We start from the raw sequence: 13,087 nt of genomic DNA, 5'->3' as shown, positions 1-13,087 counted from the left end.
GAGGAAGCGGGGCGGCCCGCGCGGTTCGCCTCCGCGCGCTCGAAGCGGCCGCCCCGCTCTCGTTCCTCTAGTGTGCTCCCGGCCTCGTCGGCCCCACCAGCGGTTTTCTCCGGGTGATCGGCCAGAAGGCCAGCCCGATCAGCAGCGACACCGCATGCCCCAGGTCCGTGTACGTGTGGTCGGTGACCATCGGCACGGCGAAGAAGGCCACCGCGCCCACGAGATACGGCCAGCGCCAGGGACGGGGCAGCCGGTAGGTCAGGATGCCGGCCGAAGCGGCCAGGCCGTAGCTCACCCCGATGTCGACGACATGCGCCATGCTGCGCGGCACGTCGTGGTCCTGGATCGCCGCCAGCACCACGTTCTGGCTGATGAGGGTGGCCGCGACGTGCGCGGTGGTGACGACGGCCAGCCATTTCACGGTGCCGAGCCAGCGCTCCACCGGCGCGTGGAACAGCTCGAAGAGCACCGCGTAGAAGGGCAGGCTCGCCGGGTTCTCGATCCAGAAGGCGCTGCCGAGCAGGGCCCGCATCGGATGGCGGGAGAGCTCGTAGAGATTGCTGCTGCTGCGGTTCAGCAGATAGTGCTCGAGTCCCTCCGAGGAGAGCGCGATGACCAGGCTGGTGATCGTGATGATCGCCAGCCAGACATGCGTACCGGGTGACGAACGCACCCACGACCTGATCGGTCGGGACGGTTCGCCACCCGGCGCATGAGAAGGGGATTCGCTCGGCACATCTCTGTGCCTATCACCCCTTTGTGGGGGAAACCTGAGAAGAACCCCCGAAACGGTTCCGGACTCAGAAATTGATCATGTGTCCGGCGATGCCGTGGATGGCTTCCTTGACGGCCTCACCGAGGGTCGGGTGCGCGTGGACGTTGCGCGCGACCTCGTGCACCGTCAGGTCCCACTGCTGCGCCAGGGTGAGCTCGGGGAGGAGCTCCGTGACGTCGGGCCCGATGAGGTGGGCGCCGATGATCTCGCCGTACTTGGCGTCGGCGACGATCTTCACGAAGCCGGTGGAGTCGCCCAGGCCGTGCGCCTTGCCGTTCGCCATGAAGGGGAACTTCGCGACCTTGACGTCGTAGCCCTTCTCGCGGGCCTGCGCCTCGGTGTAGCCGAAGCTCGCGATCTGCGGCTGGCAGTAGGTGGCGCGCGGGATCATCGGGTAGTCGAGTTCCATCGTCTCGGCGTCCGCGATGGTCTCGGCGGCGATGACACCCATGGCCTCGGCGGTGTGCGCGAGCATCAGCTTGGCGGTGACGTCACCGATGGCGTAGATGTGCGGCACGGAGGTGCGGCAGCGGCCGTCGACGTCGATCGCGCCGCGCTCGGTCAGCGCGACACCGGTGTTCTCCAGGCCGTAGCCGGAGACGTTCGGGGCGAAACCGATGGCCTGCAGGACCTTGTCGGCCTCCAGCACCTTGCTCGCGCCGTCCTTGCCGGTGACCGTGACCCGGACCTGCGGGCCGGACTCGTCGATGGCCTCGACACGGGTGGAGGTGAGGACGTCGATGCCGAGCTTGCGGTACTGCTTCGCGAGCTCCTTGGACACCTCCTCGTCCTCCAGGGGGGCCATGCGGTCGAGGAACTCGACGATGGTGACCTTGGTGCCGTAGTTGTTCAGCACGTAGGCGAACTCGATGCCGATCGCGCCGGCGCCGGCGATGATGATCGACTGCGGGGCGTCCTCGGCGAGGATCTGCTGCTCGTACGAGACGACGCGGTCGCTCAGCGCGGTGCCGGGCAGCAGTCGCGGGGTCGCGCCGGTGGCGATGATGCAGCTGTCGAAGGTGATGGTCTGCGCGGTGCCGTCGGCCTTGTTCACCTGGAGGGTGTTCGCGTCGAGGAAGGTGCCCCGGCCGTCGAACTCGGTGATGCCGTTCTTCTTCATCAGGAAGTGGACGCCCTTGACGCGGCCGTCCGCGACCGTGCGGCTGCGGCGGAACGCCTCGCCGTAGTCGAAGGAGACCGTGCCGTCGACCTTGATGCCGAAGGTCTTGGCCTCGTGGTTGAAGATGTGGGCCAGCTCGGCGTTGCGCAGCAGCGCCTTGGTGGGGATGCAGCCGACGTTCAGGCAGACACCGCCCCAGTACTTCTCCTCGACGACCGCGACCCGCTTGCCCAGCTGGGCGGCGCGGATGGCGGCGACGTAGCCGCCGGGGCCAGCTCCGAGTACGACGACGTCGAAGCGGTCTGACATGACTGACTCCCGAGGGTGATGAGGGTGTTCGGCACACGTACGAGCCCACAGTAGTCCGGTCGCTGCGGCCGGGCCGGGGAGGCGAGGGAGCTCACTTGTAGGATGACTGGGCAACCGGGCGAATAGGGGTTTTCGATGGCACTGAAGGCGGCGGGGCGGACCTCGCTGGTGGATTCCGTGGTGGCGCAGCTGCGGGCGCAGCTCGCCGAGGGCGAGTGGACGGTCGGCGACCGCATCCCCACCGAGCACGAGCTCGCCCAGCTGCTCGGCGTCGGCCGCAACACCGTCCGCGAGGCCGTCCGGGTCCTCGTGCACTCCGGGCTCCTGGAGTCCCGTCAGGGCAACGGCACCTTCGTCCGCTCCACTGCCGACCCGGCCGCCGTCCTCCAGGGCGTACGGCACGCGGGCGCCCGGGACGTCCTGGAACTGCGGGCCGCCCTGGAGGCCGAGGCGGCGCGGCTCGCCGCCGTGCGGCGGGACACCCACGACCTGCTGCGGCTGCGGGCCGCGCTGACGACCCTCCGCGAGGAGGGCGACCGGGACGCGGACGCCGACCTGGCCTTCCACCTCGCGGTCGTCGAGGCCACGCACAACGCGGCCTTCCGCGAGGTGTACCGCTTCTTCTCCGCCCAGGTGCACGAGGTCCTCGTGGACGCGCTCGGCGACCGGGAGATGCCGCCGGTCGACATCGACCTGCACGAGGCCGTCGTCGTGGCCGTCGAGAAGGGCGACGCGGAGGCCGCGGAGGCGGGGGCTCGGGAGCTGCTGCGGCTGCCGATGGAGACGCTCGCGGCACTGGAGCGGGAGGGCGAGGCCCTGTGACCCCGGACGCGAAGGCCCCCGACACGCGGCGGCCCGAAGCGCGGGCGGCCGCCCCGGGGCCGTCCGGACCGGGCACCTCCGGACCGGGCAGGCACGAGTCGGGCACGTACGGGTCGACCACGTACGCGTCGAGGCCTCCGGTGGACGCGGAGGCCGCCGTCCGGACCCCCGTCGCGGGCATGGCCGCCCGGCGGGCGCTGCTCGCGCACCCGGTGGTGCTCCTGGTCGGCATCGTGCTGGCCTCCCTCAACATGCGCGCCGCCCTCGCGAGCGTGTCGCCGCTGGTGGGCGAGCTGTCGGAGAGCTACGGGCTGTCCTCGGCGGCGAGTTCCCTGGTGACATCGGTGCCGGTGCTGTTCCTGGGCCTCGGTGCGCTCGTGGCGCCCTGGCTCGGGCGGCGTCTCGGCGCCGAGCGGGTGCTGTTCGGGGCGCTGCTGCTGCTCGGGGTCGGCATCCTGGTGCGGGTCCTGCCGTCGGCGGCCGCTCTCTACTGCGGCGGCGTGCTGGTCGGCACGGCGATCGCCCTCCTGAACGTGCTGATGCCGGGCCTGATCAAGCGGGACTTCCCGGACCGGGCCGCGTCGATGACCTCGGTCTACACGGGCGCGATGATCGCGGGCGCGACGCTGGTCGCCGCCTCCTCCGTGCCCCTGGAACGCGCGCTGGGCGGCTGGCAGGCCTCCCTCGGCTCCTGGTCGCTGCTGGCGGCGGTGGCCGCCCTCGCCTGGTTGCCGCAGGTGCTGATCGCCCGGGGCCGGAGGGGACGCGAGGTGCGGGCCGCGGGGCCGGCGGAGCCGGCCCGTTCGGTGTGGCGGTCGGCGCTCGCCTGGCAGGTGACCCTGTTCATGGGGCTGCAGTCGCTGTGGACGTACGTCCTGATCGCCTGGATGCCCACGATCTTCACGGACGAGGGGATGAGCCGGTCGGAGGCGGGTGTCGTCTTCGCCTTCAACAACCTGCTGCAGGTGGTGGGTGCCTTCGCCGTGCCGCTGCTGGCCGGCCGGATGCGGAGCCAGCGCCCGCTGATCGTTCTGGTGACGAGCCTGGTCGCGGCCGGCTACGCCGGCCTCATGAGCGCCCCGGTGCAGGGCGCCTGGCTGTGGGCGGCACTCCTCGGCGTCGGCCAGGGCGGGGCGGTGGGTCTCGCGCTCACCCTGATCGTGCTGCGCTCGGGCGACGCGGTGACCGCCTCCCGGCTCTCCGGGATGGCCCAGACCGTGGGCTATCTGATGGCCGCCGCGGGGCCGTTGGCAGCCGGCGCCCTGCACCAGGCGACGGGCTCCTGGACGCCGCCGATCCTCGCGGTGCTCGGCGTGTGCGCGGCGGCGCTCGCCGTGGGTCTGCTCGCGGCCCGGAGCCGTACGGTCTGAGTCCCGTACGGCTCCGGTGGCCGCAACCGGTGGGCTACTCCTCGCCCGCGAGGGTCATGGTGCGCAGCTTGCGACCCGCGAACCAGGTCGCCCCCACGGTCACCGCGAGCAGCAGCACCACCGCGGTCGGCAGGGCCACCTCGGAGGTGATGAGGCTGTCGCCGGTGACCTTCTCGGCGAGGGCGAGCGCCCACTGCTGGACGCTGAGGGTCCGGGCGCCCGCGATCAGGGAGCCGAACAGGGCCTCCCAGACGAGGGCGTAGACCAGGCCGATGACGACCGCGTGCCGGCTGACGGTCCCCAGGAGCAGGAACAGCGCGCTGTACGCGATGGAGGCCACCAGGGCCGCCACGGTGTAGGCGACCGCGACCTGCTGCCCGTTGCCGTTGAGGATGAAGCCGGCGATCAGGGTGGGTACGGCGGAGAAGACCATGGTCACGGCGACCGCGACGAACAGCTTGGTGACGATGATCGTCGGACGCTTCACCGGCTTGGCCAGGAGGTAGACGATCGAGCCGTCGTCGATCTCCGGGCCGATCGCACCGGTACCGGCGATCACGCCGATCAGCGGCACCATCGTGGCCAGCGCGAAGCCGCCCAGGACGTCGGCGGCGACCTGGTCGTCGGCGCCGTTGAACATGCGGATGGCGACGGCGATCACGATCAGCATCGCGGGCAGAGCGAAGAGGATCAGCGCTCGCCGGCGGCCGAGGAGGGCCCGGTAGGTGAGCCGGGCGACGGTGGGGTTGTACATCGGTCAGGCTCCTTTCAGGCCGCTACGAGATACGAGAAGACGGATTCGAGGGACTCGTCCGAGGGCGAGACCGTCAGGAGCCGGATGCCGCGCTCCTTGGCGACCTTGGGCAGCAGCTCGGTGAACCGGCCGAAGTCCACGGCCTGGATGCGCAGGGCGCCCTCCTTGTGGTCGACCTCGATGCCGGCCGTCGACGGGTCGGCGATCAGCGCGGCCGCAAGGGCCCGGTCGTCACTGGAGCGGACGAGATAGCGGTGCGGCCGGTCGGTCATCAGTCGGCGGATGCGGCGGAAGTCGCCGGAGGCGGCGTGGCGTCCGGCCACGATCACCTCGATGTGCGAGGCGAGCTGCTCGACCTCCTCGAGGATGTGCGAGGAGAACAGCACCGTGCGACCCTCGGCGCCCATCCGGCGCAGCAGGTCCATCAACTGCATGCGCTGACGCGGGTCCATGCCGTTGAAGGGCTCGTCCAGCAGCAGCACCGACGGTTCGTGGACGAGGGCCGAGGCCATCTTCACGCGCTGCCGCATGCCCTTGCTGTACGTGGCGATCTTGCGGTCCTGGGCGTACTCCATCTCCACCGTGGCGAGGGCCCGTTGGGCCTCCTTGTCGCCCAGGCCCTGCAACTCGGCGTTGGCGACCACGAATTCCCGGCCGGTGAGGAAGTCGTACATCGCCTCCCGCTCGGGCACGATGCCGATCTTCTTGTAGACCGACTCGTTGCGCCAGATCGTCTCGCCGTCGAGCGTGACGGTGCCGGTGGAGGGGTCGAGGAAGCCGCCCATCATGTTGATGAGGGTGGATTTCCCTGCTCCGTTGGGGCCGAGCAGACCGGTGACGCCGGGGCCGACGGTCATGGTGACGTCGTTGACGGCCACCACGTTGCCGAACCAGCGGGAGGCGTGGTCGATGTTGAGCGAGGTCACAGCCCGACCTTTCGGTAGCGGCGCATCAGCACACCGTACGAGCCGGCGATGAGTGCGAGGACGACCAGCAGGTAGACCACGCCGACCGCGGTGCCGGGTGCCGCGGCCTCCCCGCCGGGGGCGGCCGTGGGCGCGCCGAGGAAGGCGTCCTGCACTCCGCCGATGAGGGTGATCGGCGAGAACAGGCCGATCCACTTGACGGCGCCGACGTTGTCGGTGCCGTAGGCGATGCCCTGAAGGGTGGAGACCGCCCCGTAGGAGATCACCAGGGTGGCGATGACGGCGGCGACGCCGAAGCCGCGGCGCGGGGTGAGGGCCGCCATGACGAGGCCGATGCCGCCGAAGAGCAGCGAGAGCAGCATCACGGAGACGAGGCCCTGGCCGAGCATCTGCGCCTGCTCGGCGAAGTCCATCTTCGCGAGCAGCGAGCCGATGAAGAGGATCAGCAGCGGGGAGGCGGTGAGGACGAACATCGCGGAGGCCATCGCCCCGTACTTGGCGAGCACGTAGTCCACGCGCTCGATCGGGCGGGCGAAGTAGAGGGGTACGGTCCGGAACCTGAGGTCGCGGGAGACCGACTGCGGGGCCTGGGCGGCCACGAAGATCGCGATCACCATCTGGAGGAAGATCGCGTACTGGGTGTACTCGATCGACAGCTTCGAGGACTTGGTGACGACGGCGACCGCGACGATGATCAGCGCGGGCACGCACATCACCGCGAACAGCAGCATCGGCAGCACCTTGGACTTGGCGCTGCGGCCGAGTCCGTAGGCGCCGCGCAGCGACTGCGAGAACAGCGCCCGGCGGGCGGACGAGCGGCCGAGGCGCGGGCCGTCGTAGCCGCGGTAGCCGATGTTGTGGATCTGCGTGGCCTCGGGGCCCTGCACGGTGTCGGGGGTCGGGGAACTCATCGCGCCGCCACCTCCTCCTCCTGCTGCTCGGCCTGCGGCTTGAAGACCTCGGCGATGTGGTGGCGGCGCTGCTCCATGCGGACGAGACCGAGGCCGAGGCCGGCGACGGTGTCCCGGACGAGGTCGTAGGTGTCCTCGCCGGCGGCCTCCAGGAGCAGGATGTGACCGGCGCCCGGCAGCCCGTCCTCCACACCCGCGTGCAGGGTGATTCCCGCCGCGGTGAGGGCGGCGCGGAGCGCCTCCGTGCCGTCGGGGTGGGCGTCCGAGTCCGTGACCTCGACCGCGAGGGTCGTGGTGCTGCGGGTGAAGTCGCTGGTGGAGCTGGAGCGGAGCAGCCGGCCGCCGTCGATGACGACGACGTGGTCGCAGGTGCGCTCCAGCTCGCCGAGCAGGTGCGAGGTGACGAGGACCGAGATGCCGAAGTCCGTCCACACCCGCCGGATCAGGCCGAGCATGTCGTCACGGCCGACCGGGTCGAGGCCGTTGGTCGGCTCGTCGAGCAGCACCAGCTGCGGGTCGTGGACGAGGGCCTGCGCCAGCTTCACGCGCTGCTTCATGCCGGTCGAGTAGCCGCCCATCGGGCGGTAGCGCTCCTCGTACAGGCCGACGTGGCGCAGGGTGTCCGCGGTCCGTTCGCGGGCGGCGGTCGCGGGCAGGCCCGACATACGCGCCATGTGCACGACGAACTCGGTCGCCGAGACGTCGGGCGGCAGGCAGTCGTGCTCCGGCATGTAGCCGACGCGCTCGCGGATCTGGGCGCCGGAGGTCGCCACGTCGAGTCCGAGGACTTCGGCGCGGCCCTCCGTGGCCGGGGACAGACCAAGAAGGATCTTGATCATCGTGGACTTGCCGGCTCCGTTGGCACCCACCAGTCCGGTCACACCGGGCCCGATGTCCAGGGAGAGCCGGTCGAGAGCGGTCACCCGGGGGAACCGCTTGCTGAGGCTTTCGGTGGCGATCACAGTCACGCCTCCGACGGTAGTGGCGTGCGTCACGGCAAGCGTCAGCCCAACGGCTTGATTCTTGTCCGACTCCAGGCGTACACGCCCGTAGGGGGAGCAGCGACCAAGGTCTCGTTTTCCACAGGCCCGTGCACACCCCTTGACGCAGCCGCCGAGCATTGTCACATTCATCGATGTCAAGTTACGGACGCGTAGCGCATCCGGACGGTCACACAGGACGGGCGGGGTGGCATGGCATCGGTCGGTACGGCGGGCGCGGCGGTGACGCGCGAACTCACCGCGGAGCTCCGCGGGTTCAGAGAGGTGCAGCGGCTCTCGTACGCGTGCGCGGAGGCCGTCGCGGCACAGCTCAAGCCGGGCGTGACCGAGCGCGAGGCGGCCCGGATGCAGCGGGAGTGGCTGTACGAGCGCGGGGTGAAGGACTGGTTCCACCGGCCCTTCGCCTGGTTCGGGGACCGCACCGCCTTCGTCGACTTCAAGATCCCCCTCCAGTTCTTCCCGACGAACCGGCGCCTCGAGCCCGGGATGCCGTTCATCCTGGACATGGCCCCGGTCTACAAGGGCTACACGGCCGACATCGGCTACTCGGGCTCCCTCGGCCTCAACCCCGTCCAGGACAAGCTGCTCGCCGACCTCAGGGAGCACCGCGAGCTGATCCTGCGCGAGGTGCGGGAGCGCCGCACACTGCGGGAGATCTACGAGGACGTGGACCGGCTCATGGTCCGCCAGGGGTACGCGAACCGGCACCGGGCCTATCCCTTCGGCGTCATTGCCCACAGGATCGACCGGGTGAAGGAGCGCCGCTGGGCGCCCACCCTGTTCGGCTTCGGCACCCAGTCCCTCAAGGGCCTGGCGAGCGACGCCCTGCACGGCCACCGGGACGGCTGGTCTCCGCTGTGGTCGCCGTACACGTTCTCCGACCACCCGCCCGTGCCGGGCCTGTGGGCGGTCGAGCCGCACCTCGGATTCCGGGGCACGGGCGCGAAGTTCGAGGAGATCCTGGTCGTCACCGACTCCCGGGACCCCGAGCAGAGCGCGTTCTGGCTGGACGACGACCTGCCGCACGTGCGGCGCTGGAACGAGGAGGGGACGGCATGATCGCGGGACTCGACGGGGTGCGGGAGCGCTGGGTCCGTACGGGCGGGATAGAGCTGTGCGTGGCCGAGCTGGGCGACGAGGGCCGGCCGACGGTGCTGCTCGTGCACGGTTATCCGGACTCCAAGGAGGTCTGGTCGGAGGTCGCGGCCCGGCTCGCCGAGCGGTTCCACGTGGTGCTGTACGACATCCGGGGGCACGGCCGGTCGACGGCACCGGCCCCGCTGCGCGGCGGTTTCACGCTCGAGAAGTTGACCGACGACTTCCTGGCGGTCGCGGACGCGGTCAGCCCGGACCGCCCGGTGCACCTGGTCGGCCATGACTGGGGCTCGGTGCAGTCCTGGGAGTTCGTGACGGTCCCGCGCACCGAGGGCCGGATCGCCTCCTTCACCTCGATGTCGGGCCCGTCCCTCGACCACTTCGGACACTGGATCAAGAGCCGGATGGCCCGGCCCACCCCGCGCCGGGTCGGTCAGCTCCTCGGCCAGGGCGCCAAGTCCTGGTACGTGTACATGCTGCACACCCCGGTGCTGCCGGAGCTCGCCTGGCGCGGGCCGCTCGGCAGGCGCTGGCCGAAGATCCTGGAGCGGCTCGAGCGGGTCCCGGCCGGCGACTACCCCACGGCGTCCCTGCCCGGCGACGCGGCGCACGGCGCGTGGCTCTACCGGGACAACGTGCGGGCGCGGCTCTCCCGCCCGCGGGCCGATGCCTTCGCCCACGCGCCCGTGCAGCTGATCACGCCGACCGGCGACGCCTTCCTGTCCGAGCGGCTCTACGACGACCTGGCCGACTGGGTGCCGGACCTCACCCGGCGGACCCTGCCGGCCAAGCACTGGGTGCCGCGCACCCGCCCCGATCAACTGGCCGCCTGGATAACCGAGTTCGTCGAGACGAACGAGGACCCGGCGGCCAGGGCGCCGAAGACGGCGAGGAGCGAGGTGCGCCCGGAGTACGCGGAGCGCTTCGGTGGCCAGCTGGTCCTGGTGACCGGCGCGGCCAGCGGCATCGGCCGGGCCACCGCCTTCGCCTTCGCCGAGGCGGGCGCCCGGGTGATCGCGGTGGACCGGGACGCCGAGGGCGCGGCCCGTACAGCGGAGATGTCCCGGCTCATCGGGGCTCCCGAGGCCTGGGGCGAGACCGTCGACGTCGCCGACGAGTCGGCGATGGAGAAGCTGGCCGCGAAGGTGGCGAGCGAGTACGGCGTGGTCGACGTGCTGGTCAACAATGCGGGGATCGGCCTGACCGGCTCCTTCTTCGCGACCACGAGCGAGGAGTGGAAGCGGGTCCTCGACGTCAATCTGTGGGGCGTGATCCACGGCTGCCGGGTCTTCGGCGCACAGATGACCGAGCGCGGCCAGGGCGGCCACATCGTCAACACGGCGTCCGCGGCGGCCTTCCAGCCCTCGCGCGCCCTGCCTGCCTACAGCACGTCCAAGGCGGCGGTGCTGATGCTGAGCGAGTGCCTGCGGGCCGAGCTCGCGGACCAGGGGATCGGGGTCTCCGCGATCTGCCCGGGCATCGTGAACACCAACATCACCGCGACCGCACGGTTCGCCGGCGTCACGGACGAGGCGGAGGAGAAGCGGCGCCAGAAGAAGGCCTCGCGGCTCTACGGGCTGCGCAACTACCCGCCGGAGAAGGTCGCGGACGCGATCCTGCGCGCGGTGCTGCACGACCAGGCCGTGGTCCCGGTCACGCCGGAGGCCCGGGGCGCGCATCTGCTGGCGCGGCTGGCCCCGGGGGCGCTGCGGGCGCTGGCGCGCTGGCAGCCGCCGGCGTAGGGGCTCCTCGCGGGGCTCTCGGGGCGGGGCGGTCGTACGATCCCTGGCAGCAGGGCCCTGGGCGTCGGGGTGGAGGGAACGGTCGGTGGGAGCGGGTTTGTCCGAGCAGTCAGCACAGCCGGAGTACCGGATCGAGGATCTGGCCCATCACAGCGGGGCCACGGTCCGGACCATCCGCGCCTACCAGGACCGCGGCCTGCTGCCCCGACCGGAGCGGCGCGGCCGGTCGAACGTGTACGGGGACGCGCACCTCGCCCGGCTGCGACAGATCGCGGACCTGCTGGACCGCGGCTACACCCTGGCCTCCATCAAGGAGCTCCTGGAGGCCTGGGACGCCGGGCGCGGGCTCGGCGGGGTGCTCGGCCTGGTCGCCGAGGTCGACGGCCCGTGGACGGACGAGGAGGCCGACCGGATCTCACGGGCCGAGCTGGACGCGCGCTTCGGCGGCGAGCCGGACGAGGAGGCGGTGCGGGACGCGATCGAGCTCGGGGTCCTGGAACGCATCCCGGACCGGGACGCCGAGGAGTACCTCGTACCGAGCCCGCAAGAACTGGCGGTGGCGGCCGAGTTGTACGCGGCTGGTGTTCCGCTGGCGGCAATCACCGGGCACCTGAGGGAACTTCGCGGTCAGGTCGAGCACATCGCCGCCCGCTTCCTGGAGTTCACGTCGGAGCACGTTTTCGCCCGCTATCTGGAGCACAGGCCGCCGACGGATGCGGATGCGGCGGAGGCGGCGACCCTGGTGCGACGGCTCCGGCCGCTCGCGCAGCAGACCGTGGACGCCGAACTTGCGCGCGCGATGCGCCTCTTCGCCACCCGCCATCTGCAGTTCCACCTCTCGCCCGACGCACCTCCGCCGGCCGACCGCGAGCCCCGTTCGGTGGCGCTCCCCCCGGACACGATTCGGGCTGTGGCGCATCTGGTTGGCCCGGAGAACGTGGCGGCGTTCGTCACGGCGGCCGCCGAACGAGAAGTACAGACAAGAACATTGGATACTCTTGCCTCAAATCCCGCTAAAAGCGGTTGAATTTACCAAGTCGGCTGAGTGGAGAAGGGCGTTGTCCACAGAATCGCCAAATGGCCTGTGGATAAACCCACTTGGCTGTGGATCAAACATGGGGCTTCAATGCCTTCATGAATGACGAGAAACGCACCGTGAAGGTGTCGAAGTACCTCTCGAAGCACCTGCGCCACCAGCCCGAACGGATCGGGCTCGTGCTCGACCCGCACGGCTGGACCGAGATCGACGCCCTCCTGAGAGCCGCCGCCGCCCACGGCTTCCCGATCACCCGCGCCGAGCTCGACCACGTGGTCGCCGCCAACGACAAGAAGCGCTTCGCGATCGAGGGCACCCGCATCCGGGCCAGCCAGGGCCACACCGTCCCGGTGGACCTCGACCTGCCGGCCGTCGAACCGCCCGCCTACCTGTTCCACGGCACGGTCGCGGCCGCCCTACCGGCCATCCGGTCCGAGGGCCTGCGCCCCATGGCCCGCCACCACGTGCACCTCTCCCCCGACCGGGAGACCGCCACCCGGGTCGGCGCCCGACGCGGCCGCCCCGTCGTGCTGAGCGTCGACGCCGGCGCCATGCACCGCGCCGGACACGTCTTCCACGTCAGCGCCAACGGCGTCTGGCTCACCGACGCCGTACCCCCGCGGTTCATCCGCTTCCCCGGCTGACCGGCCTCCGCCGACCGCTTCCCCGGCCGATTGGTCCTCCGGCCTACCACCTGCCCGGTTTCGGGCAGAATCCTGGCTGGGGCATGATCGTGACCATGGGACGACACCAGCACCCGCACCTGCCCACGACCGAAGCGGCCGTCAGGGCGATACGTACGGTCGCCCAGGAGTTCGGCCTGGAGATGACGGTCACCGACGACATCGGCGCGGACCGCACCTCCCGACACACCTCCGCCGGCGCCCTCGCCGTCCTGGACCCGGACGGCTCCCTTCCTCACGAGGCCTACGTCGAACTCGGCGGCTCCCCGTCCGTGAGCGTCCAGCTCTTCCCCGAGGACGACGCGAAGATCACCGTCGACGGGGTCGTCTTCGACGACGTCCCCCGCGACGCCGCTCCCGCCTTCGTCCGCTCCGTCCACGGCGGCCTCGCCCACGTGAAGGGCCGTTTCTTCCCCCCGGGCTGGTGGCTGATCGTCCCGCTGCCCGGCGACGAGACGTACAAGGAGCTCGTCTTCCGCCACACCCTCACCCCCTGGCTCTCGCGCAACGTGCGGTGACACACAGGGCCGCAGGGCCGCCCGC

Annotated in this window: 13 protein-coding genes; 7 read left to right on the top strand and 6 right to left on the bottom strand. The window is 71.0% G+C overall.

Features of this window, described 5'->3' with window-relative positions; all coding sequences use genetic code 11:
• Positions 1 to 67: 67 nt before the first annotated feature.
• Together ACIRQF_RS15725 and lpdA are read right to left on the bottom strand one after the other, a co-directional pair.
• Positions 68 to 673: a rhomboid-like protein gene (locus tag ACIRQF_RS15725; RefSeq protein WP_404092527.1), complete on the bottom strand. Its 606-nt coding sequence runs from the start codon at positions 671 to 673 to the stop codon at positions 68 to 70.
• 127 nt (positions 674 to 800) lie between these two features.
• On the bottom strand, positions 801 to 2,204 hold the full coding sequence (gene lpdA / locus ACIRQF_RS15720; RefSeq protein WP_382477447.1) for a dihydrolipoyl dehydrogenase: 1,404 nt from the start codon (positions 2,202 to 2,204) through the stop codon (positions 801 to 803).
• Between the two features lie 135 nt (positions 2,205 to 2,339).
• Between lpdA and ACIRQF_RS15715 the strand changes: the two genes are divergently transcribed.
• Together ACIRQF_RS15715 and ACIRQF_RS15710 are read left to right on the top strand one after the other, a co-directional pair.
• The gene (locus tag ACIRQF_RS15715) at positions 2,340 to 3,026 is read left to right on the top strand and encodes a FadR/GntR family transcriptional regulator (protein ID WP_404092524.1); all 687 of its coding nucleotides are present in this window, start codon (positions 2,340 to 2,342) and stop codon (positions 3,024 to 3,026) included.
• 179 nt (positions 3,027 to 3,205) lie between these two features.
• Positions 3,206 to 4,396 (top strand): CynX/NimT family MFS transporter, encoded by a 1,191-nt coding sequence (locus tag ACIRQF_RS15710; RefSeq protein ID WP_404092879.1) that lies wholly within the window; start codon positions 3,206 to 3,208, stop codon positions 4,394 to 4,396.
• A 34-nt stretch (positions 4,397 to 4,430) separates the two neighbouring features.
• Here the strand turns inward: ACIRQF_RS15710 and ACIRQF_RS15705 are convergent, their stop codons facing one another.
• The 4 genes from ACIRQF_RS15705 to ACIRQF_RS15690 are packed head-to-tail and all read right to left on the bottom strand — an operon-like array spanning position 4,431 to position 7,949.
• Positions 4,431 to 5,150, bottom strand: coding sequence for an ABC transporter permease (locus tag ACIRQF_RS15705; RefSeq protein ID WP_376627417.1), 720 nt, complete (start codon positions 5,148 to 5,150; stop codon positions 4,431 to 4,433).
• Between the two features lie 14 nt (positions 5,151 to 5,164).
• Positions 5,165 to 6,076, bottom strand: a complete 912-nt coding sequence (locus ACIRQF_RS15700; RefSeq protein ID WP_376627415.1) for an ABC transporter ATP-binding protein — start codon at positions 6,074 to 6,076, stop codon at positions 5,165 to 5,167.
• Positions 6,073 to 6,987 (bottom strand): ABC transporter permease, encoded by a 915-nt coding sequence (locus ACIRQF_RS15695; RefSeq protein ID WP_382477443.1) that lies wholly within the window; start codon positions 6,985 to 6,987, stop codon positions 6,073 to 6,075. The genes ACIRQF_RS15700 and ACIRQF_RS15695 overlap by 4 nt, the downstream gene beginning before the upstream one ends.
• Positions 6,984 to 7,949 carry an ABC transporter ATP-binding protein gene (locus tag ACIRQF_RS15690; RefSeq protein ID WP_376627655.1) on the bottom strand — a complete coding sequence of 322 codons (966 nt, stop codon included), beginning with the start codon at positions 7,947 to 7,949 and terminating at the stop codon, positions 6,984 to 6,986. The genes ACIRQF_RS15695 and ACIRQF_RS15690 overlap by 4 nt, the downstream gene beginning before the upstream one ends.
• A 231-nt stretch (positions 7,950 to 8,180) precedes the next feature.
• On the opposite strand from ACIRQF_RS15690, the gene ACIRQF_RS15685 reads away from it, so the two are divergent.
• The 5 genes from ACIRQF_RS15685 to ACIRQF_RS15665 all read left to right on the top strand — a co-directional run bounded on the left by ACIRQF_RS15685 (position 8,181) and on the right by ACIRQF_RS15665 (position 13,062).
• Positions 8,181 to 9,047: a M24 family metallopeptidase gene (locus ACIRQF_RS15685; RefSeq protein ID WP_382477440.1), complete on the top strand. Its 867-nt coding sequence runs from the start codon at positions 8,181 to 8,183 to the stop codon at positions 9,045 to 9,047.
• The gene (locus tag ACIRQF_RS15680) at positions 9,044 to 10,825 is read left to right on the top strand and encodes an SDR family oxidoreductase (protein WP_404092519.1); all 1,782 of its coding nucleotides are present in this window, start codon (positions 9,044 to 9,046) and stop codon (positions 10,823 to 10,825) included. The genes ACIRQF_RS15685 and ACIRQF_RS15680 overlap by 4 nt, the downstream gene beginning before the upstream one ends.
• Positions 10,826 to 10,922: 97 nt before the next feature.
• On the top strand, positions 10,923 to 11,852 hold the full coding sequence (locus ACIRQF_RS15675; RefSeq protein ID WP_404092516.1) for a MerR family transcriptional regulator: 930 nt from the start codon (positions 10,923 to 10,925) through the stop codon (positions 11,850 to 11,852).
• Between the two features lie 107 nt (positions 11,853 to 11,959).
• On the top strand, positions 11,960 to 12,505 hold the full coding sequence (locus tag ACIRQF_RS15670; protein WP_404092514.1) for an RNA 2'-phosphotransferase: 546 nt from the start codon (positions 11,960 to 11,962) through the stop codon (positions 12,503 to 12,505).
• A 95-nt stretch (positions 12,506 to 12,600) separates the two neighbouring features.
• Positions 12,601 to 13,062 (top strand): hypothetical protein, encoded by a 462-nt coding sequence (locus ACIRQF_RS15665; RefSeq protein ID WP_404092511.1) that lies wholly within the window; start codon positions 12,601 to 12,603, stop codon positions 13,060 to 13,062.
• Positions 13,063 to 13,087 lie beyond the last annotated feature (25 nt).

It is taken from the genome of Streptomyces sp. NPDC101191, from assembly GCF_044767915.1.
Taxonomy (GTDB): domain Bacteria; phylum Actinomycetota; class Actinomycetes; order Streptomycetales; family Streptomycetaceae; genus Streptomyces.
Note: the sequence above shows the minus strand (reverse complement) of the source record. Positions and strands in the feature narration are given on the sequence as shown.